Below are 21,505 nucleotides of genomic sequence, written 5' to 3'. Positions count from 1 at the left end.
GTGGGAGGGTGAGCGGGTGGGCGGGTGAGGGCGGGGGTCAGCCGCCGGCGAACGGGGGGAGGACGTCGACGGTGGCCGTGAGTTCGCGGGACGGATCGCGCGAGACGACCCCGCCGACCAGGAACGAGCCGGAGCGCACGACGCGCTCCATCGGCTCGCCGTAACGGGCGACGAGCTCGGCCTGCAGCCCTCCGACCGTCGCATCCGCGACCTCGACGCGCTCCTCCGGTCGTCCGGCGGCCTCCTCGGCCGCGGCGAAGTAGCGCACGAGCACCTCAGCCACCGATCGCCCCCATGCTCCGCACCGGCGGGGCGAACCCGGCCGCGTCCATCCCGTGACCGGCCTGCTTGCCCCACATCGCCGCTCGCCACCATCGGGCGATCTCGGCGTCGTCGGCACCGCCGCGGAGCAGTCCGCGGAGGTCGGTCTCGTCGTCGCCGAACAGGCACGAGCGGACGGTGCCCTCCGCGGTGATCCTGGTGCGGTCGCAGGCCGAGCAGAAGGAGCGCGTCACCGACGCGATGATCCCGACCGTGGCGGGGAGCCCATCCACCGTCCAGCCGTCGACGAGCCACTCCTCGGCGGGGGCGTGCGGGTCGTCGCGACCCGCCTCGATGAGGGTGAAGCGCTCGCCGAGCACCGAGAGCAGCTCCTCGGCCGACACCATGTTCTCGCGCAGCCAGGACCGGTCCGCGTCGAGCGGCATCTGCTCGATGAACCGCAGCCGGCAGCCGTTCTCCAGCGCCCAGGCGAGGAGGTCGGCCGCGTCGTCGAGCGTGTCGCGCATCATCACGGCGTTGAGCTTCAGCGGAGTGAGCCCCGCCGCGTGCGCGGCGTGGATGCCCGCGAGCACCGCCGGAAGCCGGTCGCGCCGGGTGAGGCGGGCGAAGTGCTCGCGGTCGACGGTGTCGAGCGAGACGTTGACGCGCGTGAGGCCGGCGTCTACCAGCGACCGGATGCGGTGGTCCAGCCCGATGCCGTTGGTCGTGATCGACAGGTCCACTCCGGGGGCGACCGCCGCCGAGCGGCCGATGATCTCGGCGAGGTCGGCGCGCATCAGCGGCTCCCCGCCGGTGAACCGCACCTCGCGCACCCCCAGGTCGCGGACCCCGATGCCGACCAGCCGCGCGATCTCGGTCGCGCTGAGCAGGTCGTCGCGCGGGATCGCGGGCAGACCTTCCGCCGGCATGCAGTACGTGCAGCGCAGCGAGCACTTCTCGGTCACCGAGACGCGCAGATCGCGGGCGACACGCCCGAACCGGTCGAGGAGGCCGGGATGCTCGGGCCGCCCCGCGGTGTCGGGGACCGTCGGCGGCGCGGCCTGGCGCTGCGCACTCAGCGGGAGCCCCAGGTTGACGGCGGTCATGACTTCACCCTAGACCGCCCGCCCGTCAACACCGAGCCCGTCGTAGACCCGGAGGCACGCACGGCAATAAGCTGCCCCCATGGGAATCATCTCCTCCGGCTTTCTGGGCCGTCGCAGGTCCGACGACCCCCGCCTGCCACCCGGTCAGTACCTGACCGAGGGCTTCCCGGTGCTCTCGGCCGGGCCGACGCCCCGCATCGCCAAGGACGACTGGGCGTTCACCATCACCACCGAGAAGGGCCAGGTTCACCGCTGGAGCTGGGACGAGTTCCTCGCGCTCCCGCAGGAGGACGTGAGCACCGACATCCACTGCGTGACCAGCTGGTCGAAGCTCGGCACCTCCTGGCGGGGCGTCGCCCTCGACACGCTGTTCGCCGATGTCGACACCTCGTTCGAGTACACGATGGCGCACAGCTACGGCGGCTACACGACCAACGTGCCGCTCGCCGACCTGCTCGGCGGCAAGGCATGGGTCGCGCACAGCTTCGACGGCAAGGACCTCGACCCCGAGCACGGCGGTCCGGCCCGGCTGCTCGTTCCGCACCTGTACTTCTGGAAGAGCGCCAAGTGGGTCAACGGGCTGCAGATGCTCCCGCAGGACCAGCCCGGCTTCTGGGAGCAGAACGGCTACAACATGTACGGCGACCCCTGGAAGGAACAGCGCTACTGGTGAGCAGCGTATGGCGGGTGGCCGACGTCGTCGCCACGCGGATGGAGACCCCGACGGCCCGCACCATCCGGCTGCGCATCCCCGGATTGCACGGCCACCTCGCGGGGCAGCACGTCGACATCCGGTTGACGGCGCCCGACGGCTACCAGGCGGTGCGGTCGTACTCGATCGCCTCCGGGGGCGGACGGGGAGCGCTCGAACCGCGTGAGCTTCCGGACGACGAGCTGGAGCTGACCGTGGAGGAGCTCGCCGACGGCGAGGTCTCCCCCTACCTGGTGCGCGGGCTCGCCGACGGCGACCAGCTGGAGGTGCGCGGTCCGGTGGGCGGCTGGTTCGTCTGGCGCGACGGCGACACCTCCCCCGTGCAGTTGATCGCGGGTGGCTCAGGCGTCGTCCCGCTCATGTCGATGGCGCGGGCGCACGCGGCCGCCGGGAGCGCCGCCCCGTTCCGGATGCTCTACTCGCTGCGCTCCCCCGCCTCCGGGTACTACCCGGACGAGCTCGCCGCGCTGGCCGCCGACACCGTGGCGCCCCTCCAGCTCGACTACGTCTACACGCGGCAGGCTCCAGAGGGCGCACCCGCGCCCGCCCGCCTGACCGCCGAAGGCCTCATGCAGCGCACCCTCCCGGCCTCCGACTCCCCCACCTTCTTCATCTGCGGCTCCACGCCGTTCGTCGAGGCGGTCTCGGGCTGGCTCGTCGACGCGGGTCACGAGGCGGCGCGCATCCGCACCGAACGCTACGGCGGCATCGGAGGCACGCCATGACGGAACAGGACTTCCTCGACGGGAACGCCGCGGCCGGGATGCTGTCGGAGGTCTTCGCGGCCGACGTCACCACCGCGGTCGGCTGCTGCGGCAACTGCGGCGACGAGTCGGTCGTCGCCCGCGGCCGCGTCTACCTGGACGAGCACGGGCTGGTCGTCCGCTGTTCGGTCTGCGGCGACGTGCTGGCGGTCGCCGCGGAGCGCGCCGGACGGCTCTGCCTCGACCTGCGGGGCCTCGCCTGGCTGGAGTTCGCGGTCGAATAGCCCCGCTCCCGCTCTCCCTCTCTCCCTCTCGCCCCCCACCCGCCGCGATTCGTCACGAATGGCGACCATTCGTGACGAATGACCGCCGTTCGTGACGAGTCGCTAGCTCGGGCGCACGTGTCCTGAGCCCGCGATTCGTCACGAATGGTCGCCATTCGTGACGAATGGTCGCCATTCGTGACGAATCGGGGGCTCAGGACACGTGGACGAGCGGCCGGCGCTTGACGTCCTTCTCGGCCTCCCGCAGCACCTCGCGGGTCACCGGGGCGACCTCGCCGACGCCGGTGATCAGGTAGCGGAACATGTTCGAGATCGGGTTGCCCTCCGTCCACTCGAAGTAGATCGCCGGCACCACCCCGGTGATGTCGCGCATCTCGAGCAGCACGGCCGCGATCGTGTTCGGCACGTTGCCGCTGCGCACCTGCAGCACCCGGTAGCCGTGCTTGACGACACCCTGCACCTCCAGGTCCTCCTCGAAGTCGGAGGAGTCCGACGGCAGCACCTCGAGGAAGATGGTGCGCGACCGCTGCGGGATGTGGCTGAACTTCCGCTCGTCCTTGTTCTTCTGCGCGTACTCCTTGTCCGTGTCGACGTCCGGCTCGTGCGAGATGATGCGGATCTCGCCCTCCTCGGCGTCTTCGAGGATGAAGTCGAGCGCCGTCACGTCGAAGGTGACGGAGGTGGCGCGCAGCTGGAACGACCGGCCGATCCGCGACACGATGGACACGACCAGGATCGCGAGGATGAAGAGCGTCGCGATCCGCAGGCCGTCCGGCCGCTCGATGATGTTGTCCACCGTCGTGTAGACGAAGATCGCCGTGATCACGCCGAACGCGACCATGCGCTTGTGCTGCCGCTTCCGCCGGGCCGACAGCGTCACCGCGAGGGATGCGGAGGTGATCAGCACCAGGACGCCCGTCGCGTATGCGCCGCCCTGCGCATCCACGCTCGCCTCGAACACCAGGGTGATGAGGAACGCGATGGCCGTGAACACCAGGACGAGCGGACGCACCGCGCGCGCCCACTGCGGCGCCATCCCGTAGCGGGGCAGGTAGCGTGGAACGAGGTTGAGCAGACCGGCCATGGCCGATGCTCCGGCGAACCACAGGATGAGGATCGTGCTGATGTCGTAGACCGTGCCGAACCCGTTGCCGAGGTACTCGTGCGCGAGGTACGCCAGCGCGCGTCCGTTCGCGGGGCCGCCGGGCTGGAAGTCCTTCTGCGGGATGAGCAGCGTCGTCGTGAAGCTCGACGTGATGAGGAAGACGCTCATGATGATCGCCGCCGTCGTCAGCAGGCGCCCCGCGCCGCGGATGCGCCCCTTCGGGTAGGCCGGGTCGTCGTCCGGCCGGCCCTTGATCTGCGGCATGACGGCGACGCCGGTCTCGAAGCCGGAGAGGCCCAGGGCCAGGCGCGGGAACACGATCAGCGCGATGCCCACCACGACGAGCGGATCGCCGTTCTGCCGGAACAGCGCGCTCCACCAGTCGTCGACGGCGGTGGGGTGCTGGAACACCTCCACGATGGAGGTGGTCACCACGATGACGTTCAGCGCCAAGTAGACCGCGACGAGCACCACCGCGATGCCGATCGCCTCCTTGAAGCCCTTGAGGAAGACGGCGCCGAGGAGTGCGAGCAGGAACAGCGTGATGAGCACGTTGTTGCCGTGGAACCACTCCGGCGAGTACGGGTTCTCGATCGCGTGCGCCGAGGCGTCCGCCGCCGACAGCGTGATCGTGATCATGAAGTCGGTCGCCGCGAACCCGAGCAGGACGAGCACCAGCAGCTTGCCGGCCCACCACGGCAGCAGACGCTCCAGCATGGCGATCGAGCCGGAGCCCTTGAAGCTCTCGCGCGCAACCCGGCGGTACACCGGCAGCGCCCCGAGCAGGGTGAGGGCGACGAGCACCAGGGTCGCGAACGGCGAGATGAGGCCGGCGGCGAGCGCGGCGATGGCCGGCTGGTAGCCGAGGGTCGAGAAGTAGTCGACGCCGGTGAGGCACATGACCTGCCACCACGGGTGCGTGCGCTCGGGGTTGCGGCCGTGCGGTCCCTGCTGGGTACCGCGCTCATCCACCAGGCCGGTGAGCAGCCAGTGGCGGAACCTGCCGCCCTTCGCCTGCGCCGGGATGGGGCGGGCCTGCCCCGGGACGGGCACGGCGCTGCGGGGCGTGACCCGCGGGACCGGCGCCGGGGCGCCGTCGCCCGCGGTCGCCTCGCCCGAGGTCGCCTCGCCCGAGGTCGCCTCGCCGCTGGGGGTCTGCTGGCCCGGAGTGCTCGACATCGGCGTCCTTCCGCTCATGCCTTCGTCGTCAGCGTAGCGCTCACCAGGCCGAGGCACGGTAGTCCTTGAGGAAGACGCCGTAGACGTCCTCGCCCGCCTCTCCCCGCACGATCGGGTCGTAGACGCGGGCCGCGCCGTCGACGAGGTCGAGCGGGGCGTGGAAGCCCTCCTCCGCGAGCCGCACCTTCGTGTGGTGCGGACGCTCGTCGGTGATCCATCCGGTGTCCACGGCCGTCATCAGGATGCCGTCGGTCTCGAACAGCTCGGCCGCGCTCGTGCGCGTGAGCATGTTGAGCGCCGCCTTCGACATGTTGGTGTGCGGGTGGCCGGGGCCCTTGTAGCGGCGGCCGAAGACGCCCTCCATCGCCGACACGTTGACGATGTACGAGCGGCCGGCGGCGGCGAGGGACGGGCGCAGCCGGTCGATCAGGATGAACGGAGCGGTCTGGTTGCACAGCTGGACCTCGAGCAGCTCAAGCGTGTCGATCGCTCCGATCGTCTGCGTCCAGCTGTTCACGTGCGCAACATCCGGCACCAGCCCTCCCGCGTCGATGGCGGTGCCGTCGGCGTGCTTCTCGAGCGACGACGAGCCGGCGGCCATCGCGACGGCCGCGAGGTCGTCGGCGGTGAGCGCCGCGGCGCCGGCGACCTCCGCGATCGTCCCGCGGACGTCTGCCGCCGACAGCAGCGGGTGCGCCGCGACCGAGCGCTCCAGGGCGAGGGGATGCGGATCGGCGGTGTGGCCGAACGTCTCGAGCTCGGGCAGCGGACCGTCGGGCAGGGGCTGCGTCTCCGCCTCGGCGAGCAGCGAGTACGCGCCGGGCGAGCGCCGCACGGTCTGCGCGGCGTTGTTGATCAGGATGTCGAGGCCCCCGCGCTCGGCGACGGAGTCCGCCAGGGCGATGACCTGGGCGGGGTCGCGCAGGTCGATGCCCACGACCCGGAGTCGGTCGATCCAGCGGCCGGCGTCCGGCAGCTGCGAGAACCGGCGCACCGCATCCCGCGGGAACCGGGTGGTGATCGTCAGGTGCGCGCCGTCGCGCAGCAGCCGCAGGGCGATGTGCATGCCGATCTTCGCGCGGCCGCCCGTGAGCAGCGCGCGCTTGCCGGTGAGGTCGGTGCGCGCGTTGCGCTTCGCGTGGCTGAACGCCGCGCACGACGGGCACAGCTGGTGGTAGAACCAGTCGACCTGGGTGTAGTCCTGCTTGCAGATGTAGCAGGCGCGCGGCGTGATGAGCGTGCCTGCGGTGTGCGACGCCGTCGTGCCGGAGGTCAGCTCGCGGCCACGGGTCTCGTCGTCGATGCGGTCGGGCGCGCCGGTGGCGGTCGCGGCGATGACGGCGCGGTCGGCCGCCTGCACCTGCTCGCGGAGCTGCCGCTTCCTGGCCTGCTTCGACGCCTTGAACATGTGGGCGGTCGCGCGGCGCACGGTCACGTAGTCGGGGTGCTCCTGGTCCAGCTCATGCAGCTGTCCGAGGACGCGGAGGGTGACGGCGAGCTCATCGGGGTCGAGGCCGGAGGACGCCGGGGTTTCGGGAGGCACCGGAGAATTCTACGTGGCACCATGAGCACATGGATGCGCACGCGTTGTTCGAGGCGACCGGTACGGCGTTCGAGTTCGCCGGCGTCGCCGCGATGGCCATCGGCCTCCTCGTCGCGATCGGCCTGTCGCTGGTCGCCTGGCGGCGTCAGCGCAGCGGGGCCGCGGCGTTCCGGACCCTGCGCGAGAGCTTCGGCGGCGTCATCCTGCTCGGCCTCGAGATCCTCGTCGCGGCCGACCTGGTGAAGACCGTGACGTCGACGCCGTCGCTGACGGATGCGGTGGTGCTCGGGATCATCGTCCTCATCCGCACCATCCTGAGCTTCTCGCTGCAGGTCGAGATCGACGGCGTCGCGCCCTGGCGGCGGGCTCTGGTGACGGGGCCGCAGACGATCGCGCGGGCCGCGCGGTCGGCGACCCGCACACCGGACGGCAGCCCGGAGCCCGGCGGGGCGTGAGGCCGCCTACTCCTCTTCGGCCGCCCAGCGCGCCGCGCGCTCGGCATCGCGCTGCTTGACGCGCGCGTTCTCGGCGCGGACGGCCGCCTGCGTCGCCCGCTCGTCGACCAGCCACTGCGGCGGGTCGGCCAGCAGGTCCTTGATCTGAGCGGTGGTGAGCGCCTCGGTCACCCCTCCGCGGGCGAGGCCCGAGTTGGAGACGCCCAGCTTGCGTGCCACGACGTCGCGGGGATGCGGCCCGTCGGCGCGCAGGGTCTTCAGCCACTCCGGCGGCTCGGCGGTCAGCGCATCCAGCTCGGTCCGGCTGATCTCGCGGTCGCGGAAGTCGTCGGGCGCCGCCGGCAGGTAGATGCCGAGCTTCTTGGCCGCTGTGGCCGGTTTCATCGTCTGCGCCTTCATGTTCTCCAGGCTACCGTTCGCTACCCTCGTCAGGTGCCCTCCCGCTTCGCGATCGCCTTCCCGCTCGGTGTCACCGTCGGCAAGTGGACGCGCGCGTTCGAGCAGCGCCTCCCCGACGTGGAGCTCGTGGTGCGGCCGAGCGGCGATCCCCTCGCCGTGCTCGCGGCCGGGGACGCGGACATGGTGTTCGCCCGCGACGCCGAGGCGGACGACGATCGCCACCTCATCCCGCTCTATGCCGAGGATGTGGTGGTCGTCGCGCACCACGAGCACCTGCTCACCCTGGAGGAGCACCTCCGGATCGCCGACCTCGACGGCGAGCCGCGGGTCACGGGCGAGCCGTCGGAGGCGCTCATGCGCAGCGTCGCCGCGGGCGACGGCATCGCCCTGCTGCCCGCGTCGGTCGCGAAGGCCCTCCGTCGCAAGGACGTGGTGGCCCTGCCCCTCGAGGACGCCCCGCAGAGCCGCATCGGCCTGACCTGGCCGCGGGAGGGGCAGCATCCACTGGTGGACGACTTCATCGGGATCGTCCGGGGCCGCACGGCCCACAGCTCGCGCAACCCGGAGATCGCGGCGCGCGAGGCGGCCGACGGCCGCAAGGCGGGCGGCCCGCGCACGCCGTCCGGCGGCCGTGCGCCCTCGGGTCCACGCTCGTCCACTCCGCGCAAGCGCCCGCGCCGCCGCTGACGCGCCTCTTCGCCGGTCCAGTGGACACGACACGCCGTCCGGCCGTGCCCACCGACGGCGTGTTGCGTCAACCGGATTCATGGAGGATAGGAGCCATGAGCTCCAGCGCCGGGCGCGACGCCCAGTCCGAGATCTACCGCGACGGCGTCGCCGGCCGTCGCCCGCGCATCCCGGTGGGCTACGCACAGCTGGAACGGGCGGCGCAGCGCCGGCTGAGCCGTGCGGCGTTCGCGTACATCGCCGGGTCCGCCGGGCTCGAACGCACGGCGGACGCCAACGCCGACGCGTTCCGGCGGCGACGCATCGTTCCGCGCGTGCTGCGCGACGTGTCCGCTCGCGACCTCTCCGTCGAGCTGTTCGGCGTCCGCCGCCCGACGCCGCTACTGCTCGCGCCGATCGGCGTGCTGGAACTCGCCCGGCGCGGAGGGGATGCGGCCGCCGCGCGCGCAGCAGCGGCCCTCGGCGTCCCTGCCGTGCTCTCCACGCAGGCATCGCAGCCGATGGAGGAGGTCGCCGCCGCCATGGACGACGCGGCGCCCGGCGCCTCCCGCTGGTTCCAGCTGTACTGGAGCTCGTCGCGCGACCTCGTGGCGAGCCTGGTCGAGCGGGCGGAGCGCTCCGGCTGCGAGGCCATCGTCGTCACCCTCGACACGCACGTCCTGGGCTGGCGGCCCCGCGACCTGGCCCTCGGGTATCTGCCGTTCAGCCGCGGGCTGGGGATTGCTCAGTACACCAGCGATCCCGTCTTCCGGCAGCTGGTGCGGGAGCGGGCGGCGGTGGCCGTCCGACCGCGCACCACGCCGACGCCCGCGGCGCTCGCGGCCTTCGCCGGCATCCTGCGCCACCATCCGGGACCGCTGCGCGAGAAGCTGCGGTCGGGCGAGCCGCTCGCCGCGGTCGAGACGTTCCTCGACGTGTTCGCGGACCCCTCCCTGACGTGGGACGACCTGGCGTTCCTGCGGGAGCGCACCCGGCTGCCGATCGTGCTGAAGGGCGTGCTCCATCCCGACGACGCCCGTCGCGCGCTCGACGCCGGAGTGGACGCGGTGCAGGTCTCGAACCACGGCGGCCGCCAGATCGACGGGGAGATCGCGGCGCTCGATGCGCTGCCCGGAGTCGTCGCGGCGATCGACGGACGCGCGCCTGTGCTCTTCGACAGCGGCATCCGCGGAGGCGCGGACGCGGTGATCGCTCTGGCCCTCGGCGCGCGGGCGGTCGCGATCGGCCGGCCGTACGCCTATGCACTGGCGGTCGCGGGCGAGGCCGGCGTCCGGGAGCTGCTGCGCAACACCATCGCCGAGCTCGACATCACGCTCGGCCTCGCCGGCGTCCGCAGCGTCGCCGAGCTGGATGCGGGCATCCTGGCTCCGGCCGCTTCGCCGGTCATTCCGTAGGCTGGAAGGCCGATATCCGCCGAAGGGAGCCCGCATGGTGTCCGCATCCACCGGTGTGCCCGCGCGCATCCGGCCCTCCGCCGGACCAGCCGAGTACCCGGCTCTCGTGGCGATCTGGCGCCGAGCCGTGGATGCGACCCACGACTTCCTCTCCGCCGCCGACCGCGACGAGATCGAGGCACGGCTGGCGTCCGACTACTTCCCCGCCGTGACGCTGTCGGTCGCCGAGCGCGACGGCCGACCGGTCGGCTTCTCCGGTGTGCTCGACGGCACCCTGGAGATGCTGTTCGTCGATGCGGCCGAGCGCGGCGGAGGGATCGGCACGGCGCTCCTCGACCACGCCATCCGCGACCAGGGCATCGTCCGCGTCGACGTCAACGAGCAGAACGGGTCGGCCGCCGGCTTCTACCTGTCCCGCGGGTTCGAGGTCGTCGGCCGGAGCGCGACCGATGAGGCGGGGCGTCCGTATCCGCTGCTCCATCTCGGGCTCGCGCGGCCGAGCCTGCATCGCTAGGAGACGGACGCGCCGATCAGCGACAGCAGCGCCTGCGCGTACGCGGTGGCGGCGTCGTCGTGCTCGAAGTACCGCTCCTCCCTCTCGATCACCACGGTGACCCGGTAGCCGTCGGGTGTGCGCGCCAGATGCCGGAACGTGCCGCCGAGCAGCTCGCGCAGCTGGTCCTCGCGCGGGATCCACAGGGCGTCCTCCACCGCGAGCGAGTCGAGCGCCCACTCGGTGGTGCCGTTGAAGCCGAGGATCGTCCCCGTATCGAAGTGGTGCGGCTCGATCGTCATCTCGCTGACGGTGAAGCGCTCGCCCTCCATGCCGGGACGGTCGATGGCGAACGTGTCGCCCGACACCGGCTGCCAGCGCAGGCCCGCGGCACGAAGCTGCCGGGCGATGTCCTCTGCGATCATGGATGCTCCTTACGCTCAGTCGGTGACGATGACGATCTTGCCGCGCACGTGGCCGGCCTCGAGCCTGCCGTACGCCTCGACGGTCCGCTCGATGGGATAGATCGAGTCGATCGGCAGCACCAGCTCGTTCTCGGCGAGCAGATCGGCCAGTTCGGCGAGGTCGTCGTTGGTGCCGGCGGAGCCTCCGACGTTCTGCGCACCGTGCGCGGCCGGTCCGAACGCCGCGATGGAGTTGACGCGCTCGATCGGGACGCCGAGCTCCAGCGCCGCCTCGATGGTGTCCGCACCGTGGTTGTCCAGCACCGCGGTGACGCGGTCGTCGTCGAGCGCCTCGCGCACCCGCTGGGCGAGGCCGTCCCCGTAGGTCACCGGGATGACGCCGAGAGACTCGAGGAACTCGTGGTTCTCCTCGCTCGCCGTGCCGATCACGGTCGCGCCGGCGCGGACGACGAGCTGGGCGGCGAGAACGCCGACCCCGCCCGCGGCGGCGCTCACCAGCACCGTGTCGCGCTCGCGGATGCCCAGCGAGCGCACGCTCGCCATGGCCGTCCGGCCGACGACGCCGAGGGAGCCGGCCACCTCGAAGGTGAGAGGGTCGGGCTTGGGGATCACCTGGCCGTCCTCCGCCACCACGACGAAGTCGGCGATGGAGGCGAACGGCGCCGTGCCGAGTACGGCCTGGCCGAGCTCGAAGCGCGTCACGCCATCGCCGACCTCCTCGACGAACCCGGCGAAGTCCTGACCGATCCCGCTCGGCAGCGTGACGCCCATCCGCGCGGCGGACCGCTCGTCGCGATACGCCTTCACGTCCATCGGGTTGAGCCCGGCGGCCATCACCCGCACCAGCACCTGGCCCGGACCGGCCCACGGTCTCTCCCGCTCGACCACCTGCAGGTAGTCGCGGGAGCCGAACTCATCGAACTGGACGAAACGCGGCACGGTCGGGCTCCTTCCCTCTGGTAGCACGGAGCCTAGCCCCGACTCCCCCGGAACAGCAGAGAGCGGGGCGCGGGTGCAGCGAGCACTCAGCCGAAGAGGATGGCGGCCTCTTCGTAGCGGGCCGCCGGAACGGTCTTCAGACCACCGGTCGCGTCGGCGATCGAGACGTTGACGACATCGGTGCCGCGAAGCGACACCATCGAGCCCCAGCGGCCCTCGTACACCGCATCCACCGCCGCCATGCCGAGGCGCGTGGCGAGCACGCGGTCGTAGGCGCTCGGGACGCCGCCGCGCTGCATGTGGCCGAGCACCGTGGCGCGCGACTCGATGCCGGTGCGCTCCTCGATCAGCGGTGCGAGCATCTCGCCGATGCCGCCGAGGCGCGGCCGGTTGAACGCGTCCAGTCCCTTGTGCGAGTGCGCCTCCTCCATCGTGTCGAGGTGGAAACCCTCGGAGACGACGATGACGGGCGCGCGGCCGCGGTCGCGGACGGACTCGACCCACTCGCAGATCTGCTCGATGGACTGCGGCTGCTCGGGGATGAGGATGGCGTGGGCGCCGCCCGCCATGCCCGAGTGGAGCGCGATCCAGCCGACGTGACGGCCCATGACCTCGACGACCATGCAGCGCTGGTGCGACTCGGCCGTCGTACGCAGGCGGTCGATCGCCTCGGTGGCGATCTCGACGGCCGTGTCGAAGCCGAAGGAGTAGTCGGTGGCGGCGAGGTCGTTGTCGATCGTCTTCGGGACGCCGACGATCTTGAGACCCGCGTCGGTGAGACGGCGAGCCGCGGTCAGGGTGCCCTCCCCGCCGATGGCGATGATCGCGTCGATGCCGTTCTCGTCCATCATCCGCTGGATGTTCTCCGGGCCGCCCTTGTCGCCCTCGAACGGGTTGGTGCGGCTGGAGCCGAGGATGGTGCCGCCCTGGCGGGACAGGCCGCGGACGCTGTGCCGGTCGAGCGGCATGATGTCGCCGTCGACCACACCGCGCCAGCCGTAGCGGAAGCCGGCGAACTCGGAGCGGTACACGCGGTCGCCCTTCAGGACCGCGCCGCGGATGACCGCGTTCAGGCCCGGGCAGTCGCCGCCGCTGGTGAGGATGCCGATCTTCATGCTGCTCCGTTTCTCAAGGCGTCCCCTGAATCATGCCCGGACCCGGCGGGCTGCACAAAATCGCACTGGACGCCGGCGGCGGCGGGTGGTAAACGGCCCGGGGTAGACCGTCGCGTCTCAGAGTCCGAGCGCGCGCTGCAGCTTCGACGAACTCGCCGATGGGCGCGCGCCCGCGGCGAGCAGGCGCTCCTCGATCTCGTCGAGGAGGGCGGTGCGGCGCTGCCGGGTGTCGGGGGCGCCGCTCAGCAGCTCCACCTCCCACTCGCGCCACTCCTGCGCCCCGCCGGTGCGGAGGTTCTCGCTGTGCACGTGGTCGTCGGTGAGCTCCGCCACCTCGAAGCCCGCAGCATCCTGCAGCAGGACGCTGTCGCGATGATTGGTGACCAGGGCGATCGGGATGAGCGGCTCGTCGCCGATGACCTCGCGGAGGTACGCGCGCAGCTCGGCCGGAGGCTCGTCGCCGTCCGTCAGCTCCCAGTGCAGCTCGGTCCGGCCCTCGTCGGCCGGCAGCTTGACGTGCCAGCCGGCGTCGTGACCGCCGCGGCGGACGCGCACGGCGGTCCGGTGCTGAGCGAGGGCGAGGTCGGCCGTGTCGAAGTAGGTGGCCACCAGCTCGTGCCGCTCGGGCTCCCCCTGGACCGCGACCGCGCCGACGCCCACGAGCAGAGGATGCCGCGCCTCGGCGTCGACGTCGTACTTCCGCTCGATCTCTGTCTGGGAGTGGTGGGGCATATCCCCTGTCTAGCCCACAATTCGTCTGTCGCGAAATTACAAGAGGACAGCCCGCTGCGTCGCCTACGGTGGACGCATGACCTCAGAGACGATCACCGCCCGCTTCGACGTGACCGGATGGGAGCCGGCCGACCTGGCGGGCATCGACGGCGACTGGGTGGGCGCCGTCGTCATGCGGAAGACCTACACCGAGGGACTGGTCGGCGAGTCGCTCGCGCACTTCGTCTCGTCCGGCACCGAGGAGGGAGGCCGCGGCTACCTCGCCGCCGAGCGGATCACCGGCCGGCTCGACGACGGGAGGTCCGGGTCGTTCACCGTGCACCACGGCGCGCTGCAGCATCCCGACGACAGCTCCGCGTTCGGGAACATCGTGCCGGGCACCGGGACGGACGACTTCTCGGGGTTCCGCGGACGGGCGCGGATCGAGCACGACGACCGCGGGGCGTTCTTCGTCTTCGAGCTCGACTGAGACCGCCCTTCACGCCCGCGGCGCCCGGCGGTACCGTTGGGGCATGAGCGACCCCAGAGGACGTGAGTACCGAGACGACGAGGACCTCGACGACTTCCGCGAGGCGCAGGAGACCGACTACGAGCCGGAGCCCGTCATCCACGACCCGGAGGATGTGCCGGTCGTCGACGACGAGGACGACGAGCTGCTCCCCGACGACGACCGTCCGGTTCCCATCGACCCCGACGACGCCGAGATCGCCTAGCCGACAGCTCCTGAGTTTTTCCGCGGATTCGGCGTCCGGAACGCGAAAAACTCAGGAGCTGTCGGTGTGAGGGGAGGGACTCGGGTCAGGCGAGGGCGTCCTCGAGCAGGTGGATGAGGGCGTCGAGCTGCACGGAGTCGGCCGAGCCGACCTCGACATCGCTGCCGTCGAGGGCCCGCGCGGCGAGCCCCTGCTTCGCGTCGATGAGCTCGGCGATCTTCGAGTCAATCGTCTGCGCTGCGATGATCCGCCACGCCGTGACCGGCTCCTCCTGACCGATGCGGTGCACGCGGTCGATCGCCTGGGTCTGCTCGGCGGCCGTCCACGACAGCTCGGCGAGCACGACGTTCGACGCCGCCTGCAGGTTGAGGCCGACGCCCGCCGCCGTGAGCGAGCAGACGGCGACCGCGACCTCCGGGTCGTTGTTGAACGCGTCGATCTCCTTCTGCCGGGACAGCGCGGACTGGTCGCCGCGGATCGAGATCGTCTTCAGGTCGCGGGCGGCGAACGCCTCCTCCGCCGCGTCCATCACGTCGATGTGCTTGGCGAAGAAGACCACCTTGCCGACCGAGCGGGCCAGCTGGGCCGTGTAGTCCGACGCCAGGCCGGCCTTCGCCTGACCGATCCGCCGGACCATGGTGAAGACGTTCTCGCCGGACTTCGCCGACTTCGACTCCTCCAGCTCGGACTGCGCGACGAGCCGGATGAGGTGCTTCCTGTGCGCGTCGTCGTCGCCCTCGAAACCGGCGGGACGGCCGGCGGCCGCCGCGCGCTGGTAGCGCGTGACGAGCCGGGCGGCGAGCTCCTTCTCCGCCTGGCGGATGGAGCGGCCCAGTTCGTCGTCGAGTTCGACGGGCAGGTCGACGACACGACGGCTCGGCAGATCGGAGGCCACGTCCAGCTTGCGCCGACGCACGATCCCCATGTCGATCACGGCCTCGCGGGCCGCGGCGTAGAAGCCGAAGTCGGCCGGGGTCAGCCCGGTCTCCTCCAGGTGCTCCATCAGCGTCGCGGTCGGCTTGTTGCCGTCGATCCAGCCGAGGAACTGCCAGATGGCCTTGAAGTCGTCGATGTCGTTGATCAGCGGCGTTCCGGTCAGCGCGATCATCAGCGGATCCGGGGTCGTCGAGCGGATGGCGTCCGCCAGCCCCAGCACCAGGCGCGAACGCTGCGAGTGCAGGTTCTTGATGAAGTGCGCCTCGTCGACGACCATGCCCTTGAAGCCGAGGGTGCTCAGCCACGAGAGGTGGCGGTCGAGCACCTCGTAGTTGACGATGACGATGTCGGCGAACGCGTCGAGGCCCTCACCGTCGCCGTGGATGACCGTGGCACGGCGATGCGGCGTCCAGCGCTCCACCTCGCGCGCCCAGTTCATCTTGACGACGTTGGGCACGACAGCCAGCAGCGGGTACGCCCCGGCGACGGATGCGGCAAGGACGGACTGCGCCGTCTTCCCGAGACCCGGCTCGTCGGCGAGCAGGAAGCTGCGGTGCCCCAGGCGCACGCTCTCGATGAAGCGCGACTGGTGGTGCATCAGCTCCAGGCCCTGCGGCGAGTAGCGGTCGATCGGCGGAGCGGGCGGCAGGTCCATGCTGGCCGCCTGACCGCCCGCGCCGTACTCGAACGACTTGAACAGCGGGCCGAGCAGCTCCCACGAGTCGAGGCGGCGGCGCGGGGTCGGCGCGGCCGGGCTGAGCCGGGAGAAGTCGGGCGCGAGGAAGGGGTTGGACAGCTGGCGCGCCTTGACCGAGGGCGGAACGACCTGCTTATCCGCCAGCTCCGGCGGGATGACGCTGTCCTGCTTGGTCACGGGCCGCTCGATCGTGATGATCAGGTCGTCGGGCGAGAGCTCCGTGCCCGACTCGAGCAGCCAGTCGCGGCGCATCTTCTGCGCGGTGGCGGTCGACGGCGACTCGCTCTCGAGCAGCGAGATCAGCGACGTGTCGCGCGCCGCCGTCTTGGCCAGGATGGTCGCGATGCCGTCGAGGCGCTTCAGCTGTTCGGCGCGAGCGGCGTCGCTGAGCTCCGGGTCGGATTTCGCCCTGGCGCGCTCCTCGCGCATCAGGAACGCGATCACCTGGAACTTGGTGCGGTTCGTCGGCCCGAGCTTCTTGCCGTCGGCGGCCTTCGCCTCGACCTCGCGCACCTTGCGGGCGAGGACGGGGATGAGTCCGTCGTTGTTGGCGTGCCGGTTCTTCCGCTGCTGCGGCCTGGTCGGGCTGGTGCGCTGACCGGAACGAGACATGGTCCTCCAGGAGAGGCGTCGCGCGCTGCCGGAGGGTGCGACGCCGTGTTGGCGTGAGGCCGGCGGGGCGGGGAGGTCGGGTGCCGAGTGGACCGTATTCGCCGCGAGTGACGCCGGGAGCGCGACGCAGGATGGCCGCGCAGAACCCATTTTACCGGATGCGCGGCCGTTCAGCGACGCGTGTCTGCGGGGATCTTGATCGTGACCGCTGCTGCGACGAAAACCACGGCTCCCGCGATCGAGAGCCCCTGGAGCGCGACACCGCCGAGCGGCAGCGGCCAGACCGGATTCCAGACCACGGCGAGCGGGACGAGCCCCGCGAACCACCACCACATCCGCGCCTGTCCGGCGAACACGCACAGGATGAGCGCGAGGATGCTGACGGCGTACCGCACGTAGAGGTACCAGTCCCCGCCGATGAGGGCCAGACCCGCGAGGAGCACGATCGCCCCGAGCAGGCCGGGGACCAGCGCGGCGCGGTTGTATGCGGGCTGCTGCGGAGTGTGTGGTGCGGGCATCGGGAGTCCACTCTACGCAGTCGGCGCGCCGGACGTGGTGCGCCCGCCCGGGTGCGGAGACGTTCTCTCCGGCCGGGCGGGCGACGCTGTGTGCTGTGCGGGATGCTGTTGGCTACAGCACTCCGCGGCGGAACAGGAATGCGCAGGGCGGGGCGTCGGATCCGACGCGGACCATGACGCTGGAGTTTCGGGCGAGCTCGAGGAACGGTTCGAGTTCGAGGCGGGTCATCGGGACTCGACGGAGTTCTGCATCGGACGCGATCCCGTTCACCGCGAACGCGACGTCGGGCACGTCGTAGGGTTCGTCGGCGAGATCGAGGAACACGATCGGCGAGGCACTCTCCTGGTCGAGCGGGAACACGGAGAGGATCGCCTCGGCGGCGGCCTCCGTCGTGACGTCGTCACCGAGGTGGACGACGGGTGTGGTCATCTGGTCTTCCGGGTAGCCGCTGCCGACGAGGGTAAGCGTCGCGCCATCGTGCATCGCGTCGAGCGCACTCAAGAGCGCACCGGACAGCAGCGGGCTGAGGTTCTTCAGCAAAGTCGGGCCTTTCCTGTTAAACGAATATTTCTCAACCCCTACGTGGAGGATAGACCCGTCGGTATGTCCACCCCCACCCCCCCATTAGGGGGATACCTGCCGGTCCGCCGGGCGCAGGCGAGGGCGGAATGCCCTGCGCGAACACCCCCTCGTACCCCCGCCGGGTATGCCCCCTGCGGCACTATCCTGAGGGGGTGATCGCAGACATCAAGAAGCGGGCGCTGCACCGCACGCGCATCCTCGAAGGCCAGCTCCGGGGCCTCGAGAAGATGATCGAGAACGAGGACTACTGCATCGACATCATCACGCAGTCCCTCGCCATCCAGAAGTCGCTCGGGTCGCTCAACAAGCTCCTGGTCGAGAACCACCTCCGCACCCACGTCTCGGAGATGTTCGAGGAGGGCGGAAGCGCCCGCGACGACGCGATCGTCGAACTCCTCAAGGTCTACGAGCTCTCCAACAACCGCGGCTGAGACGCAGCCGTGACGGACCGCGAAGAGCTCATCCGCATCGTGCGCGGCGACATCACCGACGAGACCGTCGATGCGATCGTCAACGCCGCCAACAGCTCGCTGCTCGGCGGCGGAGGCGTCGACGGCGCCATCCACCGCCGCGGCGGCCCCGCCATCCTGGAGGCGACGCGCGAACTCCGCGCCACGACCCTCCCCGACGGACTGCCCACCGGCCAGGCCGTCGCGACGACCGCGGGCGACCTCGCGGCGAGGTGGGTCATCCACGCGGTCGGACCCGTCTGGTCGGGCAGCGAAGACCGCACGCCGCTGCTCCAGAACGCGTACCGCTCCTCCCTCCGCGTCGCCCGCGAACTCGGAGCCCGCACCCTCGCCTTCCCCGCGATCTCGGCCGGCGTCTACGGCTGGCCGATGGACGACGCGGCGCGCATCGCCGTCAGCACCGTCCGCGCCGTGCTGTCCTCCGGCGTCGGATCGGTCGAGCACGTCCGATTCGTGCTGTTCTCGGACGAGGCGTTCGACGCCTTCCGGGAAGCGGCCGGCGAGTGACGGCGGCCGACACCGCGGCACTGGAGCGCTTCCGCACCCTGCTGCGCATCCCGACGATGTCGCGCAACGCCGTCGAGGAGACCGACTGGCCGGCGTTCGACCGGTTCGTCGTCGCCCTGCCCGAGCTGTACCCGGCGCTCCACGCGGCGCTCGAACAGGAGCGCCACGGACATTCCCTGCTTTACCGCTGGCGCGGGCGGGAGGACGGAGCGCCGATGGTGCTGATGGCGCACTACGACGTCGTCCCCGCGACCGACGAGGGCTGGACGCATCCCCCGTTCGGCGCCGAGCTGACGGGCTCCGGAGAGCAGCAGCTGCTGTGGGCGCGAGGCGCGATCGACGACAAAGGGTCGCTCGTCGCGATCCTGGAGGCGGTGGAGGCGCTGGTGCGGGAGGGCTTCCGGCCCGAGCACGACGTCTACCTCAGCTTCGGCCACGATGAGGAGACGGTCGGCTCCGGCGCACGGACCATCGCCGCGGTGCTCGCCGAGCGCGGCATCCGCCCTGCGCTCGTGCTCGACGAGGGCGGAGCGGTCGTCGAGCGCATCTTCCCGGGCGTCACGGCGCCCATCGCGGTGGTCGGTGTGAGCGAGAAGGGCATCACGAGCGTCCGGCTCACCGTCGAGCAGCACGGCGGGCACGCATCCACTCCCCCGAGGACGACCGCGACGGTGCGGCTCGCACGTGCCATCACCCGGCTCGACGCCCGCCCGTTCCCAGCTCGGCTGACCGAGACCAATCTGCGGATGGTGGAGACGCTCGGCGCGCACGCGACCGGACCCCTTCGCGCGGTCTTCACGCGCGCCCGGCGCCTGCAGCCGCTGCTGCGTGTCGTGTTCGGGCGGCTGAGCGACGAGACGCGTGCGATCGTGCGGACCACGACCGCGGTGACGCAGCTGCGCGGCAGCCTCGCCGCGAACGCACTGCCCGAGACGGCGGAGGCGGTCGTGAACACGCGGATCGCCGTCGGATCCTCCGTCGCCGAGACACTGGAGCACATCCGGAGGGCCATCCGCGACGACGCCGTGCGGGTGGAGGCCGTGGATGCGAGCGAGCCGTCGCCCGTCTCCCCCGCAGACGGGCCGGAGTGGGACCGTCTCGCCGCCGCCATCGGCGCTGTGCATCCGCGGGCCGTCGTGACGCCGTACATCATGCTCGGCGCGAGCGACGGGCGGCACTTCACCGGCATCTGCGACGCGGTCTACCGGTTCACCCCGTTCGAGCTGAGCGCCGAGGAGCGGGGCGCGCTGCACGCGCGCGACGAGCGCATCCACGTCGCCACCTGGCAACGCGGCATCGCCGTCTACACCGCGCTCCTCCGCGCCTCCTGACCCCACCCCCACCGTCGAGTCCGCAAACTTTGCACGCTCCCGCGGCGTTTCGCGTACAAAGATCGCGGACTCGACGGTGGGGCGGATGGAGGGAGGGGGTGTGCGATGTGCACAGGTGGGCGGCGAAGTCGTGCGGGTTGCACATTCCGTCGAGGGGGAGGCGGTTACTACGGTTTCGGGCAACCGTCCCCCTCCCACCCGTATGAAGGACTCCCAATGGCACGCACAGCTCATGCCGACGACTTCGCCCTCTCCCGTGTGACCCCCGACGCGCGCAAGCCGTGGTTCGGGATCGCGGTGCAGCGCTTCGGCCAGGTCTCGGCTCTCTCGCAGTTCCTGCTCGGGGCGACCCTGGGCTACTCGATGACCTTCGGGGAGGCGGCGCTCGCGCTGCTCCTCGGCTCGATCATCCTCGAGGTGATCATGTGCATCGTCGGCATCATCGGCCAGAAGGAGGGCCTCAACACGGCCCTCCTGGCGCGCTGGACCGGCTTCGGCGAGATCGGCGCCTCCCTCGTCGGCCTGGCGATCGGCATCAGCCTGATCGGCTGGTTCGGCATCCAGTCCGCCATCTCGGCCCAGTCCCTGAACGTGCTCATGCCCGGCGTCATGCCGGTGTGGGTGTGGAGCCTGCTGTTCGGCCTGGCCGTCACCGCCATCGTCGCGTACGGCTTCGTCGGGATGCAGTGGCTGGCGAACATCACCGTCCCGCTCTTCCTCATCCTCGTCGGCTGGTCGATCATCAGCGAGCTGAGCAAGCACTCCATCGGCGAGCTGATGACATCGCCGGCGCCCGGGCCGACGATGTCGGTCTGGCAGGGCACAGGCATCGTCGCGGGCAGCCTCATCGTCGGCGCGATCATCACCGCCGACATGACGCGATTCAACCGCAGCCGGGCAGACGTCGTGAAGCAGACCGTGCTGGGCGTCACGCTCGGCGAGTTCGTGATCGGCCTGGCGGGCGTCCTCCTCGCCCACGCGGCGGCCAGCGGCGACATCGTCGCGATCGTGACATCGTCGATCGGCTTCGTCGGTCTGATCATCGTCATCACCGGAACGCTCAAGATCAACGACTGGAACCTCTACTCGTCCACGCTCGGACTGGTGAACTTCATCTCCACCGCGTTCTCGAAGAACCTGCACCGCGTGACCACCACGATCGTGCTCGGCATCGTCGGCTCGGTGCTCGCGGCCGCGGGCATCCTCGCCCAGTTCACCGGCTTCCTCACGATCCTCGGCGTCGCCTTCCCTCCGATCGCCGGCATCATGGTCGCCGAGTACTTCTTCGTGCGGCGCTGGCGCGGCGACCTCGACGAGACCCGCGCGACCGGGCGCCTCCCCCAGTACGCACCGCGGATCGTCCCCGTCACCCTCCTGGTGTGGCTGGTCTCCTCGCTGGTCGGGTACTTCGTGACCTGGGGCATCCCGGCCATCTGGTCGCTGCTGCTCTCGATCGTGCTCTACACGGTCGCCGGCAAGCTCGGCTGGGTGCGCGGCGTCGGCCGCGCGACCACGATCCAGGCGCCTGCCGGCACGCAGGACGCGGCGACGGTCCCCACGGCCGACTCCCCGTCCGGCCCCGAGGCCGTCGCCTCCAACTGAGCT

25 protein-coding genes are annotated in these 21,505 nt (G+C 71.1%); 13 read left to right on the top strand and 12 right to left on the bottom strand.

Annotated features, from left to right (window positions below; translation table 11 throughout):
* Positions 1-37: 37 nt before the first annotated feature.
* Both BJ963_RS02350 and moaA read right to left on the bottom strand, forming a co-directional pair.
* Positions 38-283, bottom strand: a complete 246-nt coding sequence (locus BJ963_RS02350; RefSeq protein WP_089912416.1) for a MoaD/ThiS family protein — start codon at positions 281-283, stop codon at positions 38-40.
* Positions 276-1,367, bottom strand: coding sequence for a GTP 3',8-cyclase MoaA (moaA, locus tag BJ963_RS02345; RefSeq protein ID WP_218857001.1), 1,092 nt, complete (start codon positions 1,365-1,367; stop codon positions 276-278). Before moaA ends, BJ963_RS02350 begins: the two co-directional genes overlap by 8 nt.
* 79 nt (positions 1,368-1,446) lie before the next feature.
* On the opposite strand from moaA, the gene BJ963_RS02340 reads away from it, so the two are divergent.
* The 3 genes from BJ963_RS02340 to BJ963_RS02330 are packed head-to-tail and all read left to right on the top strand — an operon-like array spanning position 1,447 to position 3,067.
* Positions 1,447-2,040 (top strand): sulfite oxidase-like oxidoreductase, encoded by a 594-nt coding sequence (locus BJ963_RS02340; protein ID WP_179454330.1) that lies wholly within the window; start codon positions 1,447-1,449, stop codon positions 2,038-2,040.
* A 14-nt stretch (positions 2,041-2,054) separates the two neighbouring features.
* Positions 2,055-2,804, top strand: a complete 750-nt coding sequence (locus BJ963_RS02335) for an FAD-binding oxidoreductase (protein WP_179457998.1) — start codon at positions 2,055-2,057, stop codon at positions 2,802-2,804.
* The gene (locus tag BJ963_RS02330) at positions 2,801-3,067 is read left to right on the top strand and encodes a DUF6510 family protein (RefSeq protein ID WP_089912426.1); all 267 of its coding nucleotides are present in this window, start codon (positions 2,801-2,803) and stop codon (positions 3,065-3,067) included. Before BJ963_RS02335 ends, BJ963_RS02330 begins: the two co-directional genes overlap by 4 nt.
* A gap of 193 nt (positions 3,068-3,260) precedes the next feature.
* Here BJ963_RS02330 and BJ963_RS02325 read toward each other — a convergent pair whose 3' ends face one another.
* Both BJ963_RS02325 and BJ963_RS02320 read right to left on the bottom strand, forming a co-directional pair.
* Complete coding sequence (locus BJ963_RS02325; RefSeq protein WP_425484707.1) at positions 3,261-5,351, bottom strand: APC family permease; 2,091 nt, start codon at positions 5,349-5,351, stop codon at positions 3,261-3,263.
* 40 nt (positions 5,352-5,391) lie between these two features.
* The gene (locus tag BJ963_RS02320) at positions 5,392-6,894 is read right to left on the bottom strand and encodes an SDR family NAD(P)-dependent oxidoreductase (RefSeq protein ID WP_179454328.1); all 1,503 of its coding nucleotides are present in this window, start codon (positions 6,892-6,894) and stop codon (positions 5,392-5,394) included.
* Positions 6,895-6,923: 29 nt separating this feature from the next.
* Between BJ963_RS02320 and BJ963_RS02315 the strand changes: the two genes are divergently transcribed.
* Positions 6,924-7,349 (top strand): DUF1622 domain-containing protein, encoded by a 426-nt coding sequence (locus tag BJ963_RS02315; RefSeq protein ID WP_089912433.1) that lies wholly within the window; start codon positions 6,924-6,926, stop codon positions 7,347-7,349.
* Positions 7,350-7,355: 6 nt separating this feature from the next.
* Here BJ963_RS02315 and BJ963_RS02310 read toward each other — a convergent pair whose 3' ends face one another.
* The gene (locus tag BJ963_RS02310; RefSeq protein WP_089912435.1) at positions 7,356-7,748 is read right to left on the bottom strand and encodes a DUF5997 family protein; all 393 of its coding nucleotides are present in this window, start codon (positions 7,746-7,748) and stop codon (positions 7,356-7,358) included.
* Between the two features lie 33 nt (positions 7,749-7,781).
* On the opposite strand from BJ963_RS02310, the gene BJ963_RS02305 reads away from it, so the two are divergent.
* The 3 genes from BJ963_RS02305 (at position 7,782) to BJ963_RS02295 (ending at position 10,343) form a co-directional block, all read left to right on the top strand.
* Positions 7,782-8,435 (top strand): LysR substrate-binding domain-containing protein, encoded by a 654-nt coding sequence (locus tag BJ963_RS02305; protein ID WP_179454326.1) that lies wholly within the window; start codon positions 7,782-7,784, stop codon positions 8,433-8,435.
* Positions 8,436-8,530: 95 nt separating this feature from the next.
* Positions 8,531-9,829, top strand: coding sequence for an alpha-hydroxy-acid oxidizing protein (locus BJ963_RS02300; RefSeq protein ID WP_179454324.1), 1,299 nt, complete (start codon positions 8,531-8,533; stop codon positions 9,827-9,829).
* A gap of 34 nt (positions 9,830-9,863) precedes the next feature.
* Complete coding sequence (locus tag BJ963_RS02295) at positions 9,864-10,343, top strand: acetyltransferase (protein ID WP_179454322.1); 480 nt, start codon at positions 9,864-9,866, stop codon at positions 10,341-10,343.
* Here BJ963_RS02295 and BJ963_RS02290 read toward each other — a convergent pair.
* From BJ963_RS02290 to BJ963_RS02275, 4 genes are all read right to left on the bottom strand, one after another.
* Positions 10,340-10,747, bottom strand: a complete 408-nt coding sequence (locus tag BJ963_RS02290) for a cupin domain-containing protein (RefSeq protein WP_179454320.1) — start codon at positions 10,745-10,747, stop codon at positions 10,340-10,342. The genes BJ963_RS02295 and BJ963_RS02290 overlap by 4 nt on opposite strands.
* Positions 10,748-10,762: 15 nt before the next feature.
* The gene (locus BJ963_RS02285) at positions 10,763-11,686 is read right to left on the bottom strand and encodes an alcohol dehydrogenase catalytic domain-containing protein (protein ID WP_179454318.1); all 924 of its coding nucleotides are present in this window, start codon (positions 11,684-11,686) and stop codon (positions 10,763-10,765) included.
* Positions 11,687-11,772: 86 nt separating this feature from the next.
* Positions 11,773-12,801, bottom strand: a complete 1,029-nt coding sequence (locus tag BJ963_RS02280; protein WP_089912452.1) for a 6-phosphofructokinase — start codon at positions 12,799-12,801, stop codon at positions 11,773-11,775.
* A 117-nt stretch (positions 12,802-12,918) separates the two neighbouring features.
* The gene (locus BJ963_RS02275; RefSeq protein WP_179454316.1) at positions 12,919-13,533 is read right to left on the bottom strand and encodes a CYTH domain-containing protein; all 615 of its coding nucleotides are present in this window, start codon (positions 13,531-13,533) and stop codon (positions 12,919-12,921) included.
* A gap of 76 nt (positions 13,534-13,609) precedes the next feature.
* Between BJ963_RS02275 and BJ963_RS02270 the strand changes: the two genes are divergently transcribed.
* Entirely contained in the window at positions 13,610-14,002 is a 393-nt protein-coding gene (locus BJ963_RS02270) for a DUF3224 domain-containing protein (RefSeq protein ID WP_179454314.1), read from the top strand.
* Between the two features lie 43 nt (positions 14,003-14,045).
* The gene (locus BJ963_RS02265) at positions 14,046-14,246 is read left to right on the top strand and encodes a hypothetical protein (RefSeq protein ID WP_018190396.1); all 201 of its coding nucleotides are present in this window, start codon (positions 14,046-14,048) and stop codon (positions 14,244-14,246) included.
* An 85-nt stretch (positions 14,247-14,331) separates the two neighbouring features.
* Here the strand turns inward: BJ963_RS02265 and BJ963_RS02260 are convergent, their stop codons facing one another.
* The 3 genes from BJ963_RS02260 to BJ963_RS02250 all read right to left on the bottom strand — a co-directional run bounded on the left by BJ963_RS02260 (position 14,332) and on the right by BJ963_RS02250 (position 17,550).
* Positions 14,332-16,491 carry a DEAD/DEAH box helicase gene (locus BJ963_RS02260; protein WP_179454312.1) on the bottom strand — a complete coding sequence of 720 codons (2,160 nt, stop codon included), beginning with the start codon at positions 16,489-16,491 and terminating at the stop codon, positions 14,332-14,334.
* A 170-nt stretch (positions 16,492-16,661) separates the two neighbouring features.
* Positions 16,662-17,009: a DUF6804 family protein gene (locus BJ963_RS02255; RefSeq protein ID WP_089912466.1), complete on the bottom strand. Its 348-nt coding sequence runs from the start codon at positions 17,007-17,009 to the stop codon at positions 16,662-16,664.
* A 112-nt stretch (positions 17,010-17,121) separates the two neighbouring features.
* Entirely contained in the window at positions 17,122-17,550 is a 429-nt protein-coding gene (locus BJ963_RS02250; protein ID WP_089912470.1) for an RbsD/FucU domain-containing protein, read from the bottom strand.
* 194 nt (positions 17,551-17,744) lie between these two features.
* Between BJ963_RS02250 and BJ963_RS02245 the strand changes: the two genes are divergently transcribed.
* The 4 genes from BJ963_RS02245 to BJ963_RS02230 all read left to right on the top strand — a co-directional run bounded on the left by BJ963_RS02245 (position 17,745) and on the right by BJ963_RS02230 (position 21,502).
* Positions 17,745-18,023, top strand: coding sequence for a metal-sensitive transcriptional regulator (locus tag BJ963_RS02245; RefSeq protein ID WP_018190392.1), 279 nt, complete (start codon positions 17,745-17,747; stop codon positions 18,021-18,023).
* Between the two features lie 9 nt (positions 18,024-18,032).
* Positions 18,033-18,569 carry an O-acetyl-ADP-ribose deacetylase gene (locus tag BJ963_RS02240; protein WP_179454310.1) on the top strand — a complete coding sequence of 179 codons (537 nt, stop codon included), beginning with the start codon at positions 18,033-18,035 and terminating at the stop codon, positions 18,567-18,569.
* Between the two features lie 56 nt (positions 18,570-18,625).
* Positions 18,626-19,900, top strand: a complete 1,275-nt coding sequence (locus BJ963_RS02235) for a M20/M25/M40 family metallo-hydrolase (RefSeq protein ID WP_179457996.1) — start codon at positions 18,626-18,628, stop codon at positions 19,898-19,900.
* A 216-nt stretch (positions 19,901-20,116) separates the two neighbouring features.
* A complete protein-coding gene (locus tag BJ963_RS02230; RefSeq protein WP_179454308.1) occupies positions 20,117-21,502 on the top strand; it encodes a purine-cytosine permease family protein in 1,386 nt (461 codons plus the stop codon).
* Positions 21,503-21,505: the final 3 nt, after the last annotated feature.

Source organism: Leifsonia soli, assembly GCF_013408745.1.
Classification (GTDB): Bacteria; Actinomycetota; Actinomycetes; order Actinomycetales; family Microbacteriaceae; genus Leifsonia; species Leifsonia soli.
This window is presented reverse-complemented; position numbering and strand designations above follow the sequence as displayed.

What these genes read in the sequence shown, in the direction of transcription:
- BJ963_RS02230 (WP_179454308.1), top strand. Translation starts at nt 20,117, where the DNA reads ATGGCACGCACAGCTCATGCCGACGACTTCGCCCTCTCCCGTGTGACC.
- BJ963_RS02260 (WP_179454312.1), bottom strand. Translation starts at nt 16,491, where the DNA reads ATGTCTCGTTCCGGTCAGCGCACCAGCCCGACCAGGCCGCAGCAGCGG.
- BJ963_RS02275 (WP_179454316.1), bottom strand. Translation starts at nt 13,533, where the DNA reads ATGCCCCACCACTCCCAGACAGAGATCGAGCGGAAGTACGACGTCGAC.
- BJ963_RS02290 (WP_179454320.1), bottom strand. Translation starts at nt 10,747, where the DNA reads ATGATCGCAGAGGACATCGCCCGGCAGCTTCGTGCCGCGGGCCTGCGC.
- BJ963_RS02300 (WP_179454324.1), top strand. Translation starts at nt 8,531, where the DNA reads ATGAGCTCCAGCGCCGGGCGCGACGCCCAGTCCGAGATCTACCGCGAC.
- BJ963_RS02340 (WP_179454330.1), top strand. Translation starts at nt 1,447, where the DNA reads ATGGGAATCATCTCCTCCGGCTTTCTGGGCCGTCGCAGGTCCGACGAC.
- BJ963_RS02235 (WP_179457996.1), top strand. Translation starts at nt 18,626, where the DNA reads ATGTCGCGCAACGCCGTCGAGGAGACCGACTGGCCGGCGTTCGACCGG.
- BJ963_RS02315 (WP_089912433.1), top strand. Translation starts at nt 6,924, where the DNA reads ATGGATGCGCACGCGTTGTTCGAGGCGACCGGTACGGCGTTCGAGTTC.
- BJ963_RS02330 (WP_089912426.1), top strand. Translation starts at nt 2,801, where the DNA reads ATGACGGAACAGGACTTCCTCGACGGGAACGCCGCGGCCGGGATGCTG.
- BJ963_RS02295 (WP_179454322.1), top strand. Translation starts at nt 9,864, where the DNA reads ATGGTGTCCGCATCCACCGGTGTGCCCGCGCGCATCCGGCCCTCCGCC.
- moaA (WP_218857001.1), bottom strand. Translation starts at nt 1,367, where the DNA reads ATGACCGCCGTCAACCTGGGGCTCCCGCTGAGTGCGCAGCGCCAGGCC.
- BJ963_RS02270 (WP_179454314.1), top strand. Translation starts at nt 13,610, where the DNA reads ATGACCTCAGAGACGATCACCGCCCGCTTCGACGTGACCGGATGGGAG.
- BJ963_RS02325 (WP_425484707.1), bottom strand. Translation starts at nt 5,351, where the DNA reads ATGTCGAGCACTCCGGGCCAGCAGACCCCCAGCGGCGAGGCGACCTCG.
- BJ963_RS02310 (WP_089912435.1), bottom strand. Translation starts at nt 7,748, where the DNA reads ATGAAGGCGCAGACGATGAAACCGGCCACAGCGGCCAAGAAGCTCGGC.
- BJ963_RS02265 (WP_018190396.1), top strand. Translation starts at nt 14,046, where the DNA reads ATGAGCGACCCCAGAGGACGTGAGTACCGAGACGACGAGGACCTCGAC.
- BJ963_RS02255 (WP_089912466.1), bottom strand. Translation starts at nt 17,009, where the DNA reads ATGCCCGCACCACACACTCCGCAGCAGCCCGCATACAACCGCGCCGCG.
- BJ963_RS02280 (WP_089912452.1), bottom strand. Translation starts at nt 12,801, where the DNA reads ATGAAGATCGGCATCCTCACCAGCGGCGGCGACTGCCCGGGCCTGAAC.